Genomic DNA, 20,399 nt, shown 5'->3' with positions numbered 1-20,399 from the left:
CTGAACAACGGCGTCGAGATGCCCCAGCTGGGCTTCGGCGTCTGGCAGGTGCCGGACGACGAGGCCGAGACGGCCGTCGCGACGGCGCTGGAGGCCGGGTACCGCAGCATCGACACAGCGGCGATCTACGGCAACGAGGAGGGCACCGGCAAGGCCATCGCCGCGTCCGGCGTCCCCCGTGAGGAACTCTTCGTCACGACCAAGCTCTGGAACGCCGACCAGGGATACGACTCCACCCTGCGCGCCTTCGACGCGTCGCTGGAGAAGCTCGGCCTGGACCACGTCGACCTGTACCTGATCCACTGGCCGACGCCGGAGCGGGGTCTGTACGTCGACACCTACAAGGCGTTCGAGAAGCTGCACGCCGACGGCCGGATCAAGGCCATCGGCGTCTCGAACTTCCTTCCGGAGCACCTCGAGACGCTGATCGGCGAGACGTCGGTCGTCCCCGCGGTGAACCAGATCGAGCTGCACCCGCACTTGCAGCAGCAGGCCGCCCGTGAGTACCACGCGGAGCACGGCATCGCCACGGAGGCCTGGTCGCCGCTGGGCCAGGGCAAGGGCCTGCTGGAGGTCCCGGCGGTCGTGGCCATCGCCCGCAAGCACGGCCGCACCCCTGCCCAGGTCGTGCTGCGCTGGCACCTCCAGCTGGGCAACGTGGTGATCCCGAAGTCCGTGACACCGGCGCGGATCAAGGAGAACATCGACGTCTTCGACTTCAGCCTCGACGACGAGGACCTGGCGGCCATCAGCGCCCTGAACGAGGACCGCCGCCTCGGCCCGCACCCGGCGGAGTTCAACGACGCCTGAGCGGCGTCCCGCGCGACGCGCGGCGCCCCGGCCCGGAGCCCTCGCGGCTCGCGGACCGGGGCGCTGCCGGTTGCGCACCGGCGGCAGGGCCCGGCCGGGCCCGCTCAGACGGGCTGGCCCAGCGGCCGTACGACGATCGTGTTGACGTCGACACCGGCCGGCTGCCCGATCGCCCAGACCACCGAGTCGGCGATCTGGCCGGCGGTGAGGAGGTGGCCGGGCGGGAGGCTGCCGTAGGAGTCCCAGAAGGGGGTCTCCGTCCGGCCGGGCGCGACCAGGGTGACGCCCACGCCCCACTCGGTGACCTGGCGGCGGGTGTTCTCGGCCAGTCCGGTCACCGCGTACTTCGTGGCGCCGTAGAGGTTGCCGGGGGTGTTCACGAACCCGGCCACGCTGCCGATCAGCACGATCCGGCCGCGCGTCTCCCTCAGCGCGCCGACGGACGCCCGGATCAGCAGCGCCGGGCCGAGGACATTGGTCAGCACCATGTCCCTCCAGCCCGCCGGGTCGCCCTCGGCGACCGTGTCGTGGGTGGCGGACCCGGCGTTGGCGACGACCGTGTCGAGCCGGCCGAACGCCTTCAGGGTGGTGTCGACGGCCGCCCGGACGTCCTCGTACACGGCGGTGTCACCGGTGAGGGTCAGCAGCCCCTCGGGCCGCCCCAGCTCCTCGGCGAAGTCGCGCAGGCGCTCCTCTCCCCGCCCGGTGACGGCGACCCGGTGTCCGGCGTCCAGCAGTTGCCGTGCGACCGCGGCGCCGATGCCGCTGCCGCCACCGGTGATGAGCGCGACCTGGGACTCGGACATGGATTCCCCCTGTGAGTGGAGCGGGTGGTAGGTGCCGGGGAGTCCATCAGTTGAAGCGCTCTCGAAGTCAAGGGGCGTCGACGTGCCCGGGTGCTATCCCGGCCGGACCGCCGTGTGGACCGTGTGGGCCTCCAGGACGAACACGTCCGGGCGGCGGTGCAGGCTCGCCTCGTCGTCGGGGTCGAGGAGGCGGTCGACGGTCGCGAGGTCCTCGGCGTCCAGCCCCTCGGCGAGCTTGTCGCGCATGTGCGACAGGGTGGCCGCGACGTAGGCGCGGACCCGGTCCGGTGCGGGCGCCGGGAGGTCCAGCAGGAAGCTGTGGGTCCTGGTGTGCTTCAGGCCCGCGGCCGACAGCAGGGCCGGCCAGTCCTCCGTCTCGGCCACGTGACCGGGCAGGTCGGTGCGCATCCGGGTGAACCACTCGGCCTGCACCGCGTCGATCCGCGCCTGGAGCCCGGGCCGGCCCATGCCGATGTCGCGCGGCAGGAACCGCGGGGGCAGCCCGCCCTCCATGAGGGCCAGCGTCCCGCCGGGCGCCAGCCGCGCCGCGAACGCGGCGAGCGCGGCACGCTGGTCACCGAGGTGATGCAGGCTGCGGCTCGCCCAGAGCAGATCCGCCGGGTAGTCCAACTCGCCGAGTACGTCGGGAAGTTCACCGGTGATCGTGCTGAAGCGGTCCGCGACCCCGAGCCGCTCGGCCCGGGCCCGGGCCCGCTCCAGCAGCGGCTGCGAGCCGTCCACCGCGACGATCCGCGCGCCCGGGAACGTCTCCGCGAACAGGCACGCCACGACACCCGGCCCGCTGCCCGCGTCCACGATCAGCCCCGGTTCGGTCACCTCCTGCGCCAGCCAGCCCAGCGCCCGCTCGTAGAGGGACGCGAAGAGTTCGGCCGAGGACTCGAGCAGCGGGCCCATCTCGGCCCAGTCCACGTCCGTGTGGCCGTGGTGATGGCCCTGCCCGGGCGTGTGCTCGTGCTCGTGGTGGGGGTCGTGCCGGTGCGCCATGGTGCTCAGCCTCTCGCTCGGATGCGACCAGCGTGCGCCGACGCACCGCGAGAAGGCCACCGATGTTGCCGCCTTCGCAAAAGTCCTGCAGGGGTCCGCCGGGCCTGAAGGCCCGGCGGACCCGTGCGGACGGGCCCTCAGGCGGTCAGGACAGCGGCGGGTAGGCGTTCTGCATCAGTTGCCGGAACTGGGCGGAGAACCAGTGCCCGGACACCGGCGCGTCCGGCAGGGCACCGGACATGCTGTTGTTGTTGCGCGGATTGCCCGTGTACGTGGGGTCGCACATGCGGTCGAAGCCCTTGCCCTCGTCGTTCGGGACGGCCTTGCTCGACCCGTCGGACTCCCCCGGCGGCTTCATCCACACGTAGGCGTCGATCCCGGCGGCCGGGGCGGCCTGCGGGCGTTCGCCGAGGCCCGCTCCCGCCTGGTTGCACCAGTTGCCCAGGTGGATGCGGCGGTCGTAGCGGCCGCCGTCGACGTAGGCGTCGACGGAGGTCTGCGGGCCGGGGCCGGCGGGCCGTGCGCTGCCGCCCCAGCCGTTGCGGGAGGTGTCGATCAGCATGCCGATGCCGGAGGGGAAGCCGACCGACACGAGCTGGTTGCGGAAGGCCTGGGCGAAGGACAGCTCGTCGGTGTAGCGGTTCCAGTCGACCCACTTCGACTCGCGGACGGACTTGCCGGCCACGCTGTCGCCGATGGCGAAGTTCTCCTCCTTCAGGGCGCTGTAGTTCGCCGTGTTGGTGATGAAGCCGTGGACGTCGTTCACGGTGGCGCCCTCGGCGGTGGCCGCCTCCTTGAACAGGGTGGCCGACGCACCGAAGTTGTCGTCCCAGCCGATCCAGCCGTGGTGGCCGGCGTCGACGTAGTTGTACACGTTCGGCACGTCGCCGAGCTTGTTGAGCGCGTAGCCGACGCCCTTGACGTAGTTGCCGTTGGCCTTCATCACGTCGCACTGCGGGGTGGCCGTCGGGCGGCTGCCGGTGTTGGTGACGAGGTTCGGCAGCGAGTCGATCTCGACGGTGGTGACGATCCGCAGCGAGGCGTACTTGGAGTCCGCCAGCACGGCCTTGATCGGGTCGATGTACTCGGTCTTGTACCGGCCGATCTCATCGGCCTTGAGTTCGCCGTTGGAGGCGAGGGCGGCGCAGTCACGGCCGGGCAGGTTGTAGATGACCAGCTGGACGACGAGTTCGCCGGAGCCCTTCTGGCGCAGGGCCTCGTCGAGGTGGTCGCGCAGGCCCATGCCGCCGTTGACGCCCTCGATGGCGGCGATCCGGTCCAGCCAGACGCCGGTGGGCTGGTTGGCGACCCGGCTGCCGCCCGGTTCCGCGGCGGCCTTCGCGGACCACTCCGGGTTGACGTAGACCTTGGCGCCCTCGTAGGGGTTGTTCACCCGGCCGGAGGGGCCGCCCGGGTCCGGCGGGTCGGTGGGGCCACCGGGACCGCCGCCGTCGACGTTGCAGGTGACGCCGTCGAGGGTGAAGGTGGCGGGGATCGCGTTGCTGCCGCTGTAGGTGCCCTGGAAGCCGAAGCTGACCGAACCGCCGGTGGCCAGCTGGGCGTTGTAGCTCTCGTTGGCGGCGGTGACGGCGGTGCCGCTCTGGCTGATCCGGGCGTTCCAGCCGCCGGCGACCTTCTGGTTTCCGGCGTAGGACCACTTCAGCGACCAGGACGACTTGGCCGCGCTGTGGTTGGTGACGGTGACGGCGGCGGTGAAGCCGGTGCTCCACTGGTTCTGGATCGTGTAGTCGACCGTGCAGGGGACGGCGGCGGCGCCGGCGCCGCCCGGGTCGACGGCGAAGGCGGTGCCGGTCGCTCCGGCGACCAGGGCCGTGGCGGCGAGTAACGCGGTTCTGGTACGGCTCATGAGTGGGGGTTCCTCTTCCGTGGGGTGCGTGCGGTTTCCCTGGGTGCGTGCGGTTTCGCTGCGTGCCTGCGGTGTCCCTGAGTGGCTGCGGAGTCCGCAGGTGTGCGTGGTGCGCGCCGAGGTGTCCGCGGGCATGCGGGACCGGCGCGGCGTCCTACGAGCCCGGCGCCTGGGCAGCGGACGGCCACCACGCACGGGCGATGTCGCCGGTGGTGGCTCGAAGTACTGAACGCGGGGGGTGTCGCATGAGCGACTCCTTGCAGCTCGGGCACCCGGTGACACGGGTGCCGACTGATGGAATCGCTCCCACTGGTGTCATGGAAGGTAGCGGCAACTCCCGCCGAAGGACAGGGGAGTTGCCGACTTTCGTCAAACAGGGCCCTGACCTCCCCTGCCGGTGCCGCGCATCTCACCTGGTCCGGCCCGTCGAATGTTTTCGACTCTTCGCGAACCTTGACCGGTACCTGACCGGTCCGCACTATGGGAGCGCTCCCACTGGTTCAGGACGTGACTTCTCCGAGCCGCAAGGAGGAACCGGCATCATGCATCCCCCACCCCGGAGAGGGAGAGCGGTGCGGCGTCTGTGGACCGCCGCGGTCGCCGCTCTCGCCCTTCCGCTGACGATGCTCTCCTCAGGGTCGACTCCCGCTCAGGCGGCGCCACTTCGGTGCAGCGTGGACTACAAGGCGAACGACTGGGGCTCCGGCTTCACCGTGGACCTGACGCTCACCAACCGCGGCGCGGACGCCATCGACGGCTGGACCCTGACGTACGCGTACTCCGGCAACCAGAAACTGGGCAACGGCTGGAACGGCACCTGGTCGCAGTCCGGGCAGACCATCACCGTGCGCAACGCCCCGCACAACGCCCGGGTCGCCGCCGGGGCCGCCGTCTCCACCGGCGCGCAGTTCTCCTACAGCGGCACCAACACCGCCCCGTCCTCCTTCTCGGTCAACGGCACCCCCTGCACGGGGGCGCACCAGCCGCCGATCGCCGTGCTGACCAGCCCGGCCGCGGGCGCGGTCTACACCCAGGGCCAGGCCGTCCCCCTGGCGGCGACCGCGGCCGCCGCGGACGGCGCCACGATCGGCAAGGTGGAGTTCTACGACGACACCACGCTGCTGGGCACCGACACGAGCGCGCCCTACACGCTGTCCGTCTCCGACCTGGCGGTCGGCGGGCACTCCCTGGTGGCGAAGGCGTACGACAGCACGGGCGCCTCCGCCGGCTCCACCCCGGTCGGCATCACCGTCTCCTCGGGCCCGACCGTGGTGGCCTCCCCCCTGCAACTGGGCGTTCAGTCGGGCAAGTCGGGCACGTACGAGGTGAAGCTGTCGAAGCAGCCCACCGCGAACGTGACGGTGACCTCGGCCCGGGCGAGCGGCAACTCGGCGCTGTCGGTCACGGGCGGAGCCTCACTGACCTTCACGCCGCAGAACTGGAACACCGCGCAGAAGGTGACCGTGACGGCGGCGGGCTCCGGTTCCGGGTCGGCGGTGTTCGAGTCGACGGCCCCGGGCCACGCGAAGGCCGCCGTCACCGTCACCCAGCTGGCGGCGGCGAAGGTCTACGACGCCCGGTTCCTGGAGCTCTACGGGAAGATCACCAACCCGGCGAACGGCTACTTCTCCCCCGAGGGCATCCCCTACCACTCGGTCGAGACGCTGATCGTCGAGGCGCCGGACCACGGACACGAGACCACGTCGGAGGCGTACAGCTACCTGCTGTGGCTGCAGGCCATGTACGGCAAGGTCACGGGTGACTGGTCCAAGTTCAACGGCGCGTGGGAGCTGATGGAGAAGTACATGATCCCCACCCACGCCGACCAGCCGACCAACTCCTTCTACAACCCGTCCAAGCCGGCCACCTACGCGCCCGAGCTGGACACGCCGAACGAGTACCCGGCCAGGCTCGACTCCGGTGTGGCGGCCGGGTCCGACCCGATCGCGGCCGAGCTGAAGAGCGCGTACGGCACGGACGACGTCTACGGCATGCACTGGCTGCAGGACGTCGACAACGTCTACGGCTTCGGCAACGCCCCCGGCAAGTGCGAGGCGGGCCCCTCGGACACCGGCCCGTCCTACATCAACACCTTCCAGCGCGGCGCGCAGGAATCGGTGTGGGAGACGGTGCCGCAGCCGACCTGCGACGCCTTCAAGTACGGCGGCAGGAACGGCTATCTCGACCTGTTCACCGGTGACGCCTCCTACGCCAGGCAGTGGAAGTTCACCAACGCGCCGGACGCCGACGCGCGGGCCGTGCAGGCCGCCTACTGGGCGGACCTGTGGGCGAAGGAGCAGGGCAAGGGCTCGGCCGTCTCCGCGACGGTCGGCAAGGCCGCCAAGATGGGCGACTACCTGCGCTACTCGATGTTCGACAAGTACTTCAAGAAGGTCGGCAACTGCGTCGGTCCCTCGGCCTGTCCCGCGGGCACCGGCAAGGACGCCTCGTTCTACCTGATGTCCTGGTACTACGCCTGGGGCGGCGCCACGGACACGAGCGCCGGCTGGGCCTGGCGGATCGGCTCCAGCCACGCCCACGGCGGCTACCAGAACCCCCTCGCGGCCTACGCTCTGGGCAACTACGCGCCGCTGAAGCCCAAGTCGGCTACGGGCGCGGCGGACTGGGCCAAGTCCATGGACCGGCAGCTGGAGTTCTACCGCTGGCTGCAGTCGGACGAGGGCGCGATCGCGGGCGGCGCGACCAACAGCTGGGCGGGCCGGTACGCGACGCCGCCCGCGGGCAGGTCGACGTTCTACGGCATGTACTACGACGAGAAGCCCGTGTACCACGACCCGCCCTCCAACCAGTGGTTCGGCTTCCAGGCGTGGTCCATGGAGCGCGTCGCCGAGCTCTACCAGCAGACGGGCGACGCGAAGGCCAAGGCGGTCCTCGACAAGTGGGTCGACTGGGCGCTGTCCGAGACCACGTTCCATCCGGACGGCACCTACCGCGTCCCCTCGACGCTCCGCTGGTCGGGCCAGCCCGACACGTGGAACGCGTCCAGTCCCGGCGCCAACAGCGGGCTGCACGTGACCGTCGCCGACTACACCGACGACGTCGGTGTGGCGGCCGCGTACGCCAAGACCCTGACGTACTACGCGGACCGCTCCGGTGACACGGAGGCCGCGGCGGCGGCGAAGAAGCTGCTGGACGGCATGTGGGACAACCACCAGGACGCGCTCGGCATCGCCGTGCCGGAGAACCGGGCGGACTACAACCGGTTCGACGACCCGGTGTACATCCCGAGCGGCTGGACGGGCACGATGCCGAACGGTGACGCGATCGACTCGTCGTCGACCTTCGACTCGATCCGCTCCTTCTACCAGGACGACCCGGCCTGGTCGAAGATCGAGAGCTATCTCGCGGGCGGCGCGGTGCCGTCGTTCACCTATCACCGGTTCTGGGCCCAGGCGGACATCGCCCTGGCCATGGGCTCGTACGCGGAGCTTCTCGAATAGCCCCCGCCGGACGCTCCGCGGGTGGGGCGGGCACTGCGGCCGCGGCCCCGGCTGTGGCCGGTCGCGCAGTGCCCCGCGCCTCCGGGGCAGCGTCCGAAGCTCCGCGTGCGCGGTCCCGCACCTGACGCGGGACCATCACGGCCGGGCGGCTCCCCTGCGCGGGGAGCCGCCCGGGTCGTCGAGGTCACCCGGCCTTGCGGAACGCCCGCAGCCCGAACACCGGGTCGGGGCGCGGCCGGTCCTGGTCGGGGAGCCGGGCCAGCCGCGCGGCGAAGTCCTCGGCGAGGGCGTCGCCGGGCGGCAGCGTGACGAACCATCCCCGGCGCAGGTCGGCGATGGTGCGGCGAGGGCTGCGGCCCTGCCCGTGGCCGGTGAAGCGGGCGCCTCCGGCCGGCACCAGACCGTGGGCGGCGGCGCAGGACTCGACGTCCGCCGCCGCGTCCCGGACCGGGCCGGGCGGACGGGCCGCCAGGACGACATCGATGTCGCTGCCCACGTTGTGGGAGGCGGACTTGTCCACGGTCGTGACGTAGACCCCGCCGGGCCGCAGCACCCGGGCGCACTCGGCGATGACGGCGCGCACGTCGGCCGGCCCGTCGACCAGGTGCAGCAGCCACACGCTGCACACCGCGTCGAACCGGCCGTCCCCGAACGGCAGTCGGCGGCTGTCGGCCCGGACGACCGCACCCGGGAGCCGGGCGGCGGCCCGGCGCGCCATGGCGTCGGCGAGGTCGACACCGGTCACCCGCAGGTCCGTGCGGCCGGCGGCGAGCCGGCGGGTCACGATGCCGGTGCCGCAGGCGACGTCGAGGAGGTCGCGTGTGTCCGGCGGCAGGAGGCCCAGGACCGCCTCCGCGGCGGCGGCCGCCCGGGGTTCGCCGCCGCGGGAGGCGTCGTAGCGTTCCGCTTCCTCGTCGTAGTCCAGCACGCGGTCAGTGTGCCCCGTGCGCGGGTGCCAGGTCCTCCACTCGGTGGGCGAGCGCGAAGTCCTTCTCGGTGACGGCCCCGCCGGCGCTGTGGGTGTGCACGGACAGGGACACGGTGTCGTAGCCCAGGGTCAGGTCGGAGTGGTGGTCGAGTTCCTCCTGCACCTGGGCGATGTGCACGACCATGGCCGTCGCGGCGGTGTGCGAGGCCAGACGGTAGGAGCGGCTGATGCGGTCCCCGTCGAGCGACCAGCCCGGCAACTCGGCCAGCCGGTCCTCGATCTCCTTCTGCGACAGCGGTGCGACGGGCATGGGCTGCGCTCCTTCCCCTTGGCTGCGGCGTCCTCGTCGCCTCTCAGCCTGCCACAGCGCAACCCCGCGAGTCCCTGGTCAGCGGGTGTGCCGCTCCGGTCCGGCCGGTTCTCGGCTACGGTCGGCGGCATGACCACTCACGCGTCCACCGCCGGGCAGGGCGTGGGCCCGCTGCTGCGGGCCTGGCGGGAACAGCGCCGGGTGAGCCAGCTGGAGCTGGCCCTGCGCGCGGACTCCTCGGCCCGGCACATCAGCTTCGTCGAGACGGGCCGCTCCCGGCCGAGCGAGGAGATGGTGCTGCGGCTGGCCGAGCACCTCGACATTCCCGTGCGGGAGCGCAACGCCCTGCTGCTGGCGGCCGGTTACGCCCCCCGCTACCCGGAGACGCCGCTGGACGACCCGGCGCTGGGTGCGTTGCGGAGCGGCATCGAGCGGCTGATCAGCGGCTACGAGCCGTATCCGGCGCTGGTGGTGGACGCGCTGTACGACGTGGTGGCGGCCAACCGGGGGGTCATGGCGCTGGTCGACGGGGTCGGCCCGGCCCTGCTGGAGCCGCCGCTGAACGCGATGCGGCTCGCGCTGCACCCCGAGGGGCTGGCGCCCCGCATCCGGAACCTGCGTGCCTGGCGCGGCCACCTGCTGGAACAGATGCGGCGGCAGATCGCGCTGCACCGCTCCGAGCCGCTGCGGGCCCTGTACGAGGAGGTGTCCGCGTACCCCGTACCGGCACAGGACCCGGCCGAGGAGGCGGCGGAGCCGGTGCCGTACTTCGCGCTGCCGCTGCGGATCGAACACGAGGGGCGGACCCTGTCGTTCATCTCCTCGATCGCCACGTTCAACACGCCGATGGACGTGACCGTCGCCGAGCTGGCCATCGAGACGCTGCTCCCGGCCGACCCGGCGACGGTCAAGTACCTTCACTCATCCGCCTCCTGACGGGCTTTCAGCGCGAGGTGCTGGAGGACGGCGAACCCGGCGACGGTCAGGGCCTGGAGCACCGTCCACACGGCGCCCGCCGTGCTCGGTGACAGCCACAGTGCCGGCGCCACCAGGCTCAGCACCGCCCAGGCGACGTTGGCCTCGACGACGGCCCGCACCCCGGCGGCGGGCGGCCGACGGTGCCCGGCGGCCAGGGCCACGCCGGCCGCGTAGAGGGCGAGGAAGGCGCCGACGGCGAGCAGCAGGCCGGAGCCGAGGCCGAGGAACCGCCCCAGCGGGCCGGAGAACGCGAGATAGGCGAGGGCGTTGGCGCCGGTCACCGCGGCGTCCAGGGCCAGGAAGCGGCGCAGCACGGACTGCGGTTCGGTGGTCCGGGCGAGCGTGGCGAGCTGGATGGCGGACATGGGGCATCACCCTCCGTCGGGTCGTGGTGGGGCGGCTGGGGCCGCTCCCCGGGCCGGAGTGCGCCGGCCCGGGGAGCGGTACGCCCGACGATGCCGGAGCGGGTGGGCCGGGTCGATTACCCCGGAGGTCATGCGAGGCGCCCGCCCCGCCGTGTCGATCTCCTCCGCTTCCGGCTCTGGGAGCCGGTGGCCCGGGCGTGACAGACTGATCGCCGACCGGGCGCGTTGGGGAGGCGTGGCGTGAGCGAACGGCGGGCCGCACCCACCGTGGGCCAGGTGGTGCTGGGCAAGCGGCTGCAGGAACTGCGTGAGGCCGCGGGGCTGAGCCGGGAGGAGGCCGCGCGTGTGCTGCGCGTCGCTCCCGCGACGGTCCGGCGCATGGAGACCGCGGACGTCGCGCTGAAAATCCCCTACGTGCAGATCCTGCTGACCGCGTACGGGGTCGCCGAGGACGAGGTGACGGCGTTCGTCGACCTCACCGAGGAGGCGAACCGGCCCGGCTGGTGGCAGCGGTTCCACGACGTGCTGCCGGAGTGGTTCAGCCTGTACGTGAGCCTGGAGGGCGCGGCCCGGATCATCCGCTCGTACGAGCCGCACTTCGTGCCCGGGCTGCTGCAGACCGAGGGGTACGCACGGGCCGTGCTGGAGACCGGGACCATCGCGAACGCCGGGCCTCAGGCCGTGGAGCGGCACGTGTCGCTGCGCATGGAGCGGCAGCGGCTGCTGGAGCAGCCGGACGCCCCGCACCTGTGGGTGATCATGGACGAGACGGTGCTGCGGCGTCCGGTGAGCGTCGACGGCCGGGTGATGCGCGAGCAGCTGGACAAGCTGCTGGAGTACGCCGCCCGTGACCGGGTCACGCTGCAGATCGCCGAGTTCCGGGACGGTCCGCACCCCGGGACGTACGCGCCGTTCTCCTTGTTCCGCTTCGCCGAGCCGGAGCTGCCCGACATGGTCTTCACCGAGTACCTGACCGGCGCGCTGTACCTCGACTCGCGCAAGGAGGTCTCCACGCACCTGGAGGTGCTGGACCACATGACGGCCCGGGCCGGTTCCACGCGGCGCACGGAGGAGCTGCTGCGGGAGTACCGCGCCGCGTACGGAGCCCCGGCGCCGCCGGACGGGTTCTGACCCGTACGGGCCCCGTCGGCAGGTGGGCCCGGCGGCCCGCCCCTAGCGTCGGGGGGACGGGGAGCACGCGAAGGAGGTCCGATGCCCGGATTCGAGGTGCTGTACCAGGCGGCGGCGCTGTGCCTGATGTACCCCGACGACGGCTTCCGCACCCGGCTGCCGCTGGTGCGGGAAGCGGCCCCGCAGCTGCGGGAGTTCGCCGACCACGCGGCGCTCACCCCGCAGCGGGAGCTGGCCGCCCACTATGTCGAGGTGTTCGAGTCCGGCCACCGGGACCACAGTCTGTACCTGAGCGTCTGGCGGGAGGCGGCCCCGGCGCCCTCCGAGGACCTGTACCGCGCCCACGGCCTGCGGACCACGGGTGAGGAGCCGCCGGACTTCCTGCCGGCGGTCCTGGAACTGGCGGCCCGCACGGGCACGACGGAACCGCTCACGGACCACCGCGACGGCCTGGAGTCCCTCCGCACGGGCCTGACCTCCTTCGGCACGCCCTACGCCACGGTCCTGGACGCGGTGTGCGCGACCCTGCCCCCGGCGCACACCGCGGCCTGAGAGCCGTGTCCTGCGGCCGGCAGCGGCACGGCTCCGTCGCAGATCGCGTGAGGGGGCGAGCGCCCGGAAACCGCGACGCGCGGGGCCGCCCCGCCGGGCGGGCCCGCGCGTCGGCAGCCCGGGGTGCTCAGGCGCGCGTTGGGGACAGGGTGTTGGGGGGCGCCATTGGGGGCAGGCTAACCCGGCAGCCGGTCTTGGCCTCCTCGGCGGCGGCCAGGAAGGCCTCCTCGTCGATGCCGGGGACGGTGCCCTCGACGGTGAGGTGGATGCCGGTGATGCCCTCACCGGGCTGGAAGGAGACGTCGGCCGAGGTGACGAGCTTGGTGGGCGGCGTCCCGGCCTTGTTCAGGATGTTGGAGAAGGCCATGGAGAAGCAGCTGGAGTGGGCGGCGGCGATCAGCTCCTCGGGGCTGGTCTTCCCGTTCGCCTCCTCGGCGCGGGAGGCCCAGGTGACCGGCTGCTCGCCGATGGCGCCGGAGGAGTCGAAGGTGACGACGCCCTTCCCCTCCAGCAGGTTGCCTTCCCAGACCGTGTGTGCGGAGCGCGTGGTGGCCACGAGTTCTTCCTTTCGCGTACGACAGTCGCGTGGGGGCCCGTCCGGCGGGTCCTGTGTCCCCCATCCGATCACATCACGTCTCAACGGACGTGGAAGACCGGCCCCCTGGGGCTGAACGGGAGCCGCGCTCCCTGCGGCACCAGGTAGGCGTGCTCGCGGCGTACGCGCAGGACGTCGCACCAGCCGTCGGTGATGATCAGCACGGGCGCCCCCGGGCGGGAAGTCGCCCGCGCGGTGCAGCAGATCGACGCCCGGTTGCAGGACGGTTCCGCCGCGCCCGTGCACCCGCACCCGGCCGGCGATCTCGCCGACGGGCAGATACCCGGCGTCGTGCGGGGCCGCGTCGCAGAACACGACCCGGGCGGCCGGCACGTCACGGGCCCCGGCGAACGAGGCGATGGCGCCCAGGGCCTTGCCGAGCAGGGTGCGGTCCATGGACCCGGAGGTGTCCAGGACGACGCCGAAGGTGCAGCGGGCGACCTCCTCGGGCGGGAAGTACCGCCCGGCACGCGGGATGCCGGGCGTGGCCGCCTGACGCCGGGAAGGGCGCGCGTAGGTGCGCACCGGCTCGGGGCGGGGCACGAACTCGTCGAACCAGCGGGCGAGGCGCGCGTCCCAGGGCAGCGGCGGATGCGACAGCGCCCGGATCTCCTCGACCAGTCCGCCGGGCAGGAATCCCCGCTCCTGCCGACAGTGCAGGTCCATGCCCTGGGCGAGACCGCGACGGTAGAACGCGTCGAGGTCGACGTAGTCGCGGGGTGAGCCCAGCGGTGCGCCGAGCACGTCGCCGACGCCCTTGCCGCGCAGGGTGGCCAGGCGGCGTGCGCGGCGCAGGTCGCCCGCGATGCGGTCGTAGACCTCCTCGGCGGACAGCCCGGCCAGCGCGGGGTCGTGGAGCAGCCCCTCGGGCATGGTGCCGATCTGCATCTCGGTCAGCCAGCCGTTGATGACGTAGTCGCAGGCGACGTTGAACAGGTACGGGTCGCGGGTGCCGCAGCGGTCGCCGTGGCGCAGGGCGGCGTGCAGCATCTCGTGGGCGAGGACGAAGCGCCATTCGTCGTCGTCCAGCCGGCGCAGGGGGTTGAGGTTGTGCGCGTTCGGCCCTGCGCGGCGCAGCCCGATTTCAGGCGGCGCGCTCCTCCTCGCCGGACTGCAGGGGCACTTGCGGCCCGTTCGACTCGCGCAGCCAGCGGCGCAGCACCCGGTGCACCTGCTCGGCGCCGACGAGCGCCTCACCGTGCCGCACCGGCGCCGACAGGGCGACGGGTGACAGCAGGAACGGCTTGCCCTGGGCGCCGCCGAGCCCGCCGTGGGAACCGATCTGCTCCTCGAAGGCGAGGACTTCGCCGTCGGCCGGGTCGTGGAAGGAGTTGACCATGATGTCGGCGGCGTGCGGGAAGGAGTGCGTCCGGCGCACCGCGTCGGCGGCGCCCTCCCCGAACGGCGCGAGCGGTCCCGGGTTGTGGTCCAGGTCGGCGAGCGGGATCTCGGCACCGTAGGCGCCGAGGATCACTCCGCCGTGCTCCTCGCTGCGCACCAGCAGGAAGCCGATGCCGGGGTGGTTGGCGAGGGTCGGCAGCAGCGCCGGGTGGCGGGCGTCGATCTCCTCCTTGCTCATCCGGTGCGGCACGTCCGGGAAGGAGATCAGGCCGAGGTTGCCGGAGGCCAGCACGATCGGCTCCTCGCGGCTCTCGGTGCGGTGCCGCTCGCCGCCGTCCTCCACGCGGATGCGCAGCGCGGCACGGACGGCGGTCCGGGCCTCCGCGCCGCTGCGGGTGCGTTCCGCCTTGCGCGGCACGGGCATGCCGCAGCCGGCCCGCACCAGGTCGCCGAGGGTGAGGCCGTAGCGGGAGCGGAACGTCTCGCCGGGGCTCTGGCCGTGGTCGGACAGCACGACGATCCGGTAGGGGCGCGGGGCGTGCTCGGCGACGTTCTCGATCAGGGCGAGGGCGCGGTCGAGCCGTTCGAGGACCTTCTGCGTGTCGCGGGACGCGGGGCCGGAGTGGTGGGCGACCTCGTCGTAGGCCACGAGGTCGGCGTAGACGGCGGTGCGGCCGGCGAGCATGTCACCGGTCACGGCGGCGACCACGACGTCCCGTTCGACGACGGTCGCGAAGGCCCGCACCAGCGGGTAGAGGCCTCCGCGGGAGACCCGGGGGCGCTGCCCCCGCAGGCGGGCCCGGGTGGACTGGCCGATCTCCCGGCCCACCTCGGCGATGAACGACAGGGCGGTGCGCACGGCGTTGGCGGGGTCGGAGAAGTAGGCGAAGTAGCCGTCCCGGGAGCGGTTCTCCCGGCTGCGGCGGCGGGCGGCGATGGACAGCACCAGGGCCTGCTCGTCGGCTCCGCCGCTGAACAGGTTGCCCCGGCTGGCTCCGTCGACGGCTAGGAGCCCGTCGTGGCCCGCGTACCGCACGGCGCGGCGCTGCAGTTCGACCGCGCTGGTGGGCCGGTTGCAGACGACGATCTCGCGGGTGTCCTTCTCGTACCAGCGGAACGCCGGCACGTCGTGGTTGCTGCCGTGCAGGATGCCGAGCTGGCTGGCGCCGGTCTGGCTGGACCAGTCGGTGCGCCAGGGGGTGAGGCGGTGGCGGCCGTCCTCGATCCAGCGGGCGGCGGTGGGCATCAGGCCCTTGCCGATCGCGTCCAGCAGGGTGTCGTGGCCGACGCCGTCCAGTTGCAGGAACACCGTGCCGGGAGTGGACGGGCAGGGCGGTCCGGAACGGCGGCGGCGGCGGTCGGAGAGGCGGTACAGCCGGCGGCGGTAGGCCTCGTCGTCGCGCACGGCGAGGGCGGCGCCGGTCGCCGACGCCACGGCCGACATGACCGCGGCGACCACGACGGCGGTCTCCGGGGCGGCGGCCCCGCGCTCGGCCGGGTTCAGGTTGAGGGCGAGCAGCAGCAGGGCGCCGTTGAGGAAGAACACCAGCAGGCCGAGCACCAGCGCGGGAACGAGGAGCAGCAGCCGGACGAGCAGCGGCCACACCAGGGCCGACAGCAGGCCGAAGGCGCCCGCTCCGAAGGCGGCGGTGACGGCGATGTCGGTCGCGCTGGCCCCGTCCTCCGAGCGGAGCCGGAAGTCCGGCAGGATCCCGGCGAGGACGAGCATGGTGACGGTGGAGACCGCCCACACGGCGACGCTCCGCCCTACCTGACTGGCGGCTCTCCGCCACCGCACGCCCCGCACTCCCAGCCACCTCACGTCCCGGCCCGCGCCCACGGGCTTCCTGGTCACAGTGTCTCAACGCACGCGGACGCCCGTTCGCCCCCCGCGTGCCGCTTCCCGTCGAGGCCGCTCGCCTTCCCCGCCGCGAGGGCGCTCACGCACGGCGGCGGGGTCGCGGCCGCACGGTGTGCCGGGGCGCCGAGGCCCGGCGGGCCGGGTGGTCAGCGCCCGTCGTAGCCGGCCGTCGGCATCGACAGACGGCGGTGCACGCACGCCTTCATCTCCGCGTCGTACGCCGGTTCCGCCTGTCCGACCGTCTCCACGCGCACCCCGCGACGGGCGCACTCGGCGGTGAACTCCTCGACGGAGGCGAGCGCGCTCTCCAGGACCCGCCGGCTGGGCGCCACGAACACGTCGTGGCCGGGCCGGACGCCGTCCCACAGCGCACCGTGGTCGGGCCGCAGCCCGCGCACCAGTAACTCCCGGCTGACCACGTACCCCCGCTCGGCGGCCCAGCGGGCGCACATCGCGTGCTGGCTGCGGGAGTCGACGAGGAAGGGATCCTCGTCCAGCTCCTCCAGCGGCGTCAGACTCGCGATCGCCGTGACCCGCACCGGCCCCATGGCGTCCCCCTCACCTCCGTTTTCGCCGCCGACCCTACTCCTGCACGTAGGCTTCGGGGAGTCGCGCGAAGGAGGCAAAGAAGTGCCGGTGGAGATCACCTGGTGGGGTCACGCCACCTGCACGGTGGAGGACTCGAACGTTCGGGTGCTCACGGACCCGTTGTTCGCACGCCGGCTCGCCCACCTGCGGCGCCGGCGCGGGGCCCTGCCGCCTCCCGCCGCGCACCACGCCGACGTGGCCCTGGTCTCGCACCTGCACGCCGACCATCTGCACGTGCCGTCGCTGATGCGCCTGGAACCCGGCACGCGCCTGCTCGTGCCCCGGGGCGCGCGCCGGGCCGTGCCCGGTCTGCGCCGGCTCACGCACCTGCGGATCGGCGAGATGGCGCCGGGCGACGAGACACGGGTCGGCGACCTCGTCGTACGGGCCGTGCCGGCGCGGCACGACGGGCGCCGGCTGCCGTTCGGGCCGCACCGCTCCCCCGCCCTCGGCTATGTCATATCCGGCGAGTCCAGGACCTACTTCGCCGGGGACACCGGCCTGTTCGAGGAGATGGCGAAGGAGGTCGGGCCGGTCGAGGTGGCGTTGCTGCCGGTGGGCGGCTGGGGGCCGTACCTGGGCGAGGGGCATCTGGACGCGGGCCGTGCGGCACAGGCGCTGGCGCGGCTCGCACCGCGCAGTGCCGTGCCGGTGCACTACGGCACGTACTGGCCGATCGGCATGGACGCCGTGCGCCCCCACGAGTTCCACACGCCGGGGCACGAGTTCGTGCGGATGGCCGCCCGGCACGCGCCCGGCGTGGCGGTGCACCGGCTGGAGCACGGGCAGAGCGTGCGGCCGGAGGTCGCGCGGTGAGCTGGCCCGCGGAGGTGTCCCTGCTCGCGGCGTCGGCCGTCACCCCGGCGTCCGTGGTGCCGGAGACGACGCAGCAGGCGATCGGGTATCCGACGCTGTTCGTGCTGGTGCTGGCCGGGGCGCTGGTGCCGGTGATCCCGACCGGGGCGCTGGTGAGTTCGGCGGCGGTGGTGGCACTGCACCGGACGGCGCCGTTCTCGCTGGCGATGGTGTTCGTGACGGCGTCGCTGGCCGCGTTCCTGGGGGACGCGGCGCTGTACTGGCTGGGGCGGCGCGGACTGACCTCGAAGAACGGCTCGCGGTGGCTGGAGGGCATCCGCAAACGGGCGCCGGAGGACCGGCTGGAGCAGGCCCAGGGGAAGCTGGCCTCGCACGGGGTCGCCGTGCTGGTGCTGTCCCGGCTGGTGCCGGCGGGGCGCATCCCGGTGATGCTGGCCTGCCTGCTCGCCGAGTGGCCGCTGCGCAGGTTCTCCCGGGGGAACTTCCCGGCCTGCCTGGCCTGGGCGGTGACCTACCAGCTGATCGGGATCCTGGGCGGGTCGCTGTTCGCCGAGCCGTGGGAGGGCGTGGTGGCGGCGATCGGGCTGACCCTGCTGATCAGCGTGGTACCGGGTCTGGTGCGCCGGGTGCGGCGGGCGCGGTAGTCCGGGGCGCCGGGCGGGATGCCAGAGGCGCCGCGTCTCAGAGGATCCTGGAACCGCCCACCGGCAGGTCCCACAGGTTCTCGCGGGGCAGGCCCGCCTTCTCCCAGGCGGCGCGCACGCGGGTGAGGGGCTCCATGACCGGTTCGGCGGACAGCACGAAGGTGCCCCAGTGCATGGGTGCCATCCGGGCCGCGCCGAGGTCCTGGGCGGCCCGGACCGCTTCCTCGGGGTCGCAGTGCACGTCGCTGAGCCACCAGCGCGGGTCGTAGGCGCCGATGGGCAGGAGCGCGAGGTCGATGCCCGGGTAGCGGCTGCCGATGCGCGAGAACCAGTGGCCGTAGCCGGTGTCGCCGGCGAAGTGGACGCGCCGGCCCTCCCTGTCGGTGAGCACCCAGCCGCCCCACAGGCTGTGGCAGGTGTCGGTGAGGGTGCGCTTGGACCAGTGGTGGGACGGCACGAAGTCGAAGCGGACGCCGTCGAGTTCGGCCGCCTCCCACCAGTCGAGCTCCGTGACGCGGGTGAAGCGGCGGCGGTGGAACCAGCGGGCGAGCCCGGCCGGGACGAACACCGGGGTGTCGCGCGGCAGTCGGCGCAGCGTCGGGGCGTCGAGGTGGTCGTAGTGGTTGTGGCTGATGACGACGGCGTCGACCCGGGGCAGGTCCTCCCAGGGCACGCCCACGGGGGTGATGCGGGCCGGGGTGCCGAGGATGCGGCGCGACCAGACCGGGTCGGTGAGGACCGTCAGGCCGCCGATCCGCACGACCCAACTGGCGTGTCCCGCCCAGGTGACGGCGATCGTGCGGGCGTCGACGCGGGGCAGCGGGGCCGGGGCGTAGGGCAGTCGCGGGATGTCCGCGAGGCCCTCGGGGCCGGGCCGCACGGCGCCCTCCCGGGCGAAGCGGGCCATGGCCTTGAAGCCGGGCAGCGGGGCGGTCAGCCGGTCGTGGAAGGTGCGCGGCCAGACTCTGCGCTCGGCCAGCGGCCGGGGTTCGGCCAGGGGCGGGGCGGGCGGTGCGAGCGGCAGGGGGACGGCCGGGGCGTTCCCCTCCGGCGCGGTCGTGCTCGTCGTCGACTCGGACTGCTGCGTCATCGCGGAGGCTCCCATCGCCGAGCGTCGTCGCGGAGGTCGTCGAAGACCGACTTGAGTTGGACCAACGCGCGGTGCACGTGCGGCAGTTCCAACGGCCTGGGGGTGGTGAGACATTCCGCGCGCTCGGCGTCGGAGCCGTTCACCAGCGCGCCGGTGCACAGCCGCACGCGCGGGGCCTGGAGGTCGTCGCCGAAGCGGTGGCCGCCCGGGGCGGGCATGCCGAGCCGGTCGGTGAGGAAGTCCTCCAGCTCCTGGGCGTCACCGACGCCGTGCAGGGTCAGCGCGTCGCGCAGGGGTGCGAGGTCGACGTACAGGTGACGCCCGGCCTGCGGGGGCCGGGCCATAGCACCGGCGCCGACGATCGCGGAGTGCGCGGCGGCGGCCAGGCGCGCGTGCAGGCGCACGGTGGCGGCGACGCGCGCGGTGACGGGCTCGGGTTCGGACAGGGCGTACGCGGCGGCCGCGGCGACCGGGGCGGCGACGCGGGCGTCGAGGGCGGTGAGGACGTCGAGCACGCGCGCGTGGAGGCCGTCCCCGTCGCCTCCGGCCGGGAAGCGGGCGACGGCGGCCGGCCAGCCGGGCGGGAGCAGGGCGCCGGCCAGGTCGCTGACGACCGTGACCCGGTCGGGCAGCATCTCGGCGGGGCTGAGCAGCACCGTGTCGTGCGGGTCGTGCAGGGTGTCGCGCCAGGTCTCGTCGCTGACCAGGTGCAGGCCCTCGCCCTGGGCGGCCTCGACGGTCTCGTGCAGCAGTTCCGGCGGGGCGACACCGGCCGTGGGGTCGTCGGCGACGGACAGCACGAGCAGCCGCGGGTCGCCGCCCTCGGCCCGGACGCGGCGCACGGTCTCCAGCAGGGCGTACGGATCGGGGACGCCGCCGCTCTCCGGCGGTGTCGGCACGTGGAAGGCGGGGCGGCCCAGCAGCCGGGCGTACGGCGCCCACCAGGCGGCACAGGGCCGGGGCACCAGGACGTCCCCGCCGAGGGCGGCGGTCAGGGCGAGCAGCAGGGTGGGGGCACCGGGTGCGGCGGCCACGCGGCCGGGGTCGCAGCGCAGTCCGCGCCGGACCCAGTAGCCGCAGGCGGCTTCCCGCAGGTCGGCGCCGCCGCCGACCGGTTCGTGGCCACCGCGGGCCGCGGCGGCGGCGAGCACGGCGGACAGCTCCGGCAGGACCGGCAGCCCGTCGTCCGGGAGCGGGGGCCCGAACCGGACGGGGCCGTGGCCTTGCGGGTCCGTCCGCCGCATCCGTACC

Annotated in this window: 18 protein-coding genes and 1 pseudogene; 7 read left to right on the top strand and 12 right to left on the bottom strand. The window is 73.4% G+C overall.

All coding sequences use genetic code 11. From position 1 onward, the window contains the following. The first annotated feature begins 18 nt into the window (after nt 1–18). A complete protein-coding gene (locus ACZ4M5_RS01730; protein ID WP_467732826.1) occupies nt 19–810 on the top strand; it encodes an aldo/keto reductase in 792 nt (263 codons plus the stop codon). 104 nt (nt 811–914) lie between these two features. On the opposite strand, the gene ACZ4M5_RS01725 is transcribed toward ACZ4M5_RS01730, so the two are convergent. The 3 genes from ACZ4M5_RS01725 to ACZ4M5_RS01715 all read right to left on the bottom strand — a co-directional run bounded on the left by ACZ4M5_RS01725 (nt 915) and on the right by ACZ4M5_RS01715 (nt 4,488). Then, nucleotides 915–1,616 (bottom strand): SDR family oxidoreductase, encoded by a 702-nt coding sequence (locus tag ACZ4M5_RS01725; RefSeq protein WP_467731969.1) that lies wholly within the window; start codon nt 1,614–1,616, stop codon nt 915–917. Nucleotides 1,617–1,709: 93 nt separating this feature from the next. Further along, nucleotides 1,710–2,621: a class I SAM-dependent methyltransferase gene (locus ACZ4M5_RS01720; RefSeq protein WP_467731967.1), complete on the bottom strand. Its 912-nt coding sequence runs from the start codon at nt 2,619–2,621 to the stop codon at nt 1,710–1,712. A 145-nt stretch (nt 2,622–2,766) separates the two neighbouring features. Further along, nucleotides 2,767–4,488, bottom strand: a complete 1,722-nt coding sequence (locus tag ACZ4M5_RS01715; protein ID WP_467731965.1) for a glycoside hydrolase family 6 protein — start codon at nt 4,486–4,488, stop codon at nt 2,767–2,769. 542 nt (nt 4,489–5,030) lie between these two features. Here ACZ4M5_RS01715 and ACZ4M5_RS01710 point away from each other — a divergent pair. Continuing rightward, complete coding sequence (locus ACZ4M5_RS01710) at nt 5,031–7,949, top strand: glycoside hydrolase family 48 protein (protein ID WP_467731963.1); 2,919 nt, start codon at nt 5,031–5,033, stop codon at nt 7,947–7,949. Nucleotides 7,950–8,133: 184 nt separating this feature from the next. Here the strand turns inward: ACZ4M5_RS01710 and ACZ4M5_RS01705 are convergent, their stop codons facing one another. Then, the gene (locus tag ACZ4M5_RS01705) at nt 8,134–8,877 is read right to left on the bottom strand and encodes a class I SAM-dependent methyltransferase (protein ID WP_467731961.1); all 744 of its coding nucleotides are present in this window, start codon (nt 8,875–8,877) and stop codon (nt 8,134–8,136) included. A 4-nt stretch (nt 8,878–8,881) separates the two neighbouring features. After that, nucleotides 8,882–9,187, bottom strand: a complete 306-nt coding sequence (locus tag ACZ4M5_RS01700) for a 4a-hydroxytetrahydrobiopterin dehydratase (protein WP_467731959.1) — start codon at nt 9,185–9,187, stop codon at nt 8,882–8,884. Between the two features lie 129 nt (nt 9,188–9,316). Here ACZ4M5_RS01700 and ACZ4M5_RS01695 point away from each other — a divergent pair, with 129 nt between their 5' ends. After that, nucleotides 9,317–10,123, top strand: coding sequence for a helix-turn-helix domain-containing protein (locus ACZ4M5_RS01695; RefSeq protein WP_467731957.1), 807 nt, complete (start codon nt 9,317–9,319; stop codon nt 10,121–10,123). On the opposite strand, the gene ACZ4M5_RS01690 is transcribed toward ACZ4M5_RS01695, so the two are convergent. Next, the gene (locus tag ACZ4M5_RS01690; RefSeq protein WP_467731955.1) at nt 10,105–10,530 is read right to left on the bottom strand and encodes a hypothetical protein; all 426 of its coding nucleotides are present in this window, start codon (nt 10,528–10,530) and stop codon (nt 10,105–10,107) included. The genes ACZ4M5_RS01695 and ACZ4M5_RS01690 overlap by 19 nt on opposite strands. 240 nt (nt 10,531–10,770) lie before the next feature. Here ACZ4M5_RS01690 and ACZ4M5_RS01685 point away from each other — a divergent pair, with 240 nt between their 5' ends. Continuing rightward, complete coding sequence (locus ACZ4M5_RS01685) at nt 10,771–11,661, top strand: helix-turn-helix domain-containing protein (protein ID WP_467731953.1); 891 nt, start codon at nt 10,771–10,773, stop codon at nt 11,659–11,661. 81 nt (nt 11,662–11,742) lie between these two features. Continuing rightward, nucleotides 11,743–12,213 carry a nitrate reductase molybdenum cofactor assembly chaperone gene (locus tag ACZ4M5_RS01680; RefSeq protein WP_467731951.1) on the top strand — a complete coding sequence of 157 codons (471 nt, stop codon included), beginning with the start codon at nt 11,743–11,745 and terminating at the stop codon, nt 12,211–12,213. Nucleotides 12,214–12,340: 127 nt separating this feature from the next. Here ACZ4M5_RS01680 and ACZ4M5_RS01675 read toward each other — a convergent pair whose 3' ends face one another. The 4 genes and pseudogenes from ACZ4M5_RS01675 to ACZ4M5_RS01660 form a co-directional block, all read right to left on the bottom strand. Continuing rightward, entirely contained in the window at nt 12,341–12,769 is a 429-nt protein-coding gene (locus ACZ4M5_RS01675; protein ID WP_467731949.1) for an OsmC family peroxiredoxin, read from the bottom strand. 80 nt (nt 12,770–12,849) lie between these two features. Beyond that, nucleotides 12,850–13,855: pseudogene (locus ACZ4M5_RS01670) on the bottom strand (vWA domain-containing protein); the annotation flags it as partial. Nucleotides 13,856–13,892: 37 nt separating this feature from the next. Then, a complete protein-coding gene (locus ACZ4M5_RS01665) occupies nt 13,893–15,956 on the bottom strand; it encodes an alkaline phosphatase family protein (RefSeq protein WP_467732824.1) in 2,064 nt (687 codons plus the stop codon). Nucleotides 15,957–16,156: 200 nt separating this feature from the next. Then, a complete protein-coding gene (locus tag ACZ4M5_RS01660) occupies nt 16,157–16,558 on the bottom strand; it encodes a hypothetical protein (protein ID WP_467731947.1) in 402 nt (133 codons plus the stop codon). Between the two features lie 82 nt (nt 16,559–16,640). Between ACZ4M5_RS01660 and ACZ4M5_RS01655 the strand changes: the two genes are divergently transcribed. Both ACZ4M5_RS01655 and ACZ4M5_RS01650 read left to right on the top strand, forming a co-directional pair. Next, on the top strand, nt 16,641–17,414 hold the full coding sequence (locus ACZ4M5_RS01655) for an MBL fold metallo-hydrolase (protein WP_467731945.1): 774 nt from the start codon (nt 16,641–16,643) through the stop codon (nt 17,412–17,414). Between the two features lie 14 nt (nt 17,415–17,428). Then, nucleotides 17,429–18,058, top strand: coding sequence for a DedA family protein (locus ACZ4M5_RS01650; protein WP_467732823.1), 630 nt, complete (start codon nt 17,429–17,431; stop codon nt 18,056–18,058). A 37-nt stretch (nt 18,059–18,095) separates the two neighbouring features. Here the strand turns inward: ACZ4M5_RS01650 and ACZ4M5_RS01645 are convergent, their stop codons facing one another. Next, nucleotides 18,096–19,148 carry an MBL fold metallo-hydrolase gene (locus ACZ4M5_RS01645; RefSeq protein ID WP_467731943.1) on the bottom strand — a complete coding sequence of 351 codons (1,053 nt, stop codon included), beginning with the start codon at nt 19,146–19,148 and terminating at the stop codon, nt 18,096–18,098. Then, nucleotides 19,145–20,392 carry an aminotransferase class I/II-fold pyridoxal phosphate-dependent enzyme gene (locus ACZ4M5_RS01640; RefSeq protein WP_467731941.1) on the bottom strand — a complete coding sequence of 416 codons (1,248 nt, stop codon included), beginning with the start codon at nt 20,390–20,392 and terminating at the stop codon, nt 19,145–19,147. The genes ACZ4M5_RS01645 and ACZ4M5_RS01640 overlap by 4 nt, the downstream gene beginning before the upstream one ends. Nucleotides 20,393–20,399: the final 7 nt, after the last annotated feature.

Source organism: Streptomyces sp. NPDC026246 (assembly GCF_055567995.1).
The sequence above is the reverse complement of the archived record's forward strand: the minus strand, read 5'-3'. Positions and strand labels throughout refer to the sequence as shown.

Bases quoted from the DNA above. Each gene is read 5' to 3' on its own strand.
- ACZ4M5_RS01730 (WP_467732826.1), top strand. From the start codon at position 19: ATGCCCCAGCTGGGCTTCGGCGTCTGGCAGGTGCCGGACGACGAGGCC.
- ACZ4M5_RS01725 (WP_467731969.1), bottom strand. From the start codon at position 1,616: ATGTCCGAGTCCCAGGTCGCGCTCATCACCGGTGGCGGCAGCGGCATC.
- ACZ4M5_RS01720 (WP_467731967.1), bottom strand. From the start codon at position 2,621: ATGGCGCACCGGCACGACCCCCACCACGAGCACGAGCACACGCCCGGG.
- ACZ4M5_RS01715 (WP_467731965.1), bottom strand. From the start codon at position 4,488: ATGAGCCGTACCAGAACCGCGTTACTCGCCGCCACGGCCCTGGTCGCC.
- ACZ4M5_RS01710 (WP_467731963.1), top strand. From the start codon at position 5,031: ATGCATCCCCCACCCCGGAGAGGGAGAGCGGTGCGGCGTCTGTGGACC.
- ACZ4M5_RS01700 (WP_467731959.1), bottom strand. From the start codon at position 9,187: ATGCCCGTCGCACCGCTGTCGCAGAAGGAGATCGAGGACCGGCTGGCC.
- ACZ4M5_RS01695 (WP_467731957.1), top strand. From the start codon at position 9,317: ATGACCACTCACGCGTCCACCGCCGGGCAGGGCGTGGGCCCGCTGCTG.
- ACZ4M5_RS01690 (WP_467731955.1), bottom strand. From the start codon at position 10,530: ATGTCCGCCATCCAGCTCGCCACGCTCGCCCGGACCACCGAACCGCAG.
- ACZ4M5_RS01680 (WP_467731951.1), top strand. From the start codon at position 11,743: ATGCCCGGATTCGAGGTGCTGTACCAGGCGGCGGCGCTGTGCCTGATG.
- ACZ4M5_RS01660 (WP_467731947.1), bottom strand. From the start codon at position 16,558: ATGGGGCCGGTGCGGGTCACGGCGATCGCGAGTCTGACGCCGCTGGAG.
- ACZ4M5_RS01645 (WP_467731943.1), bottom strand. From the start codon at position 19,148: ATGACGCAGCAGTCCGAGTCGACGACGAGCACGACCGCGCCGGAGGGG.
- ACZ4M5_RS01640 (WP_467731941.1), bottom strand. From the start codon at position 20,392: ATGCGGCGGACGGACCCGCAAGGCCACGGCCCCGTCCGGTTCGGGCCC.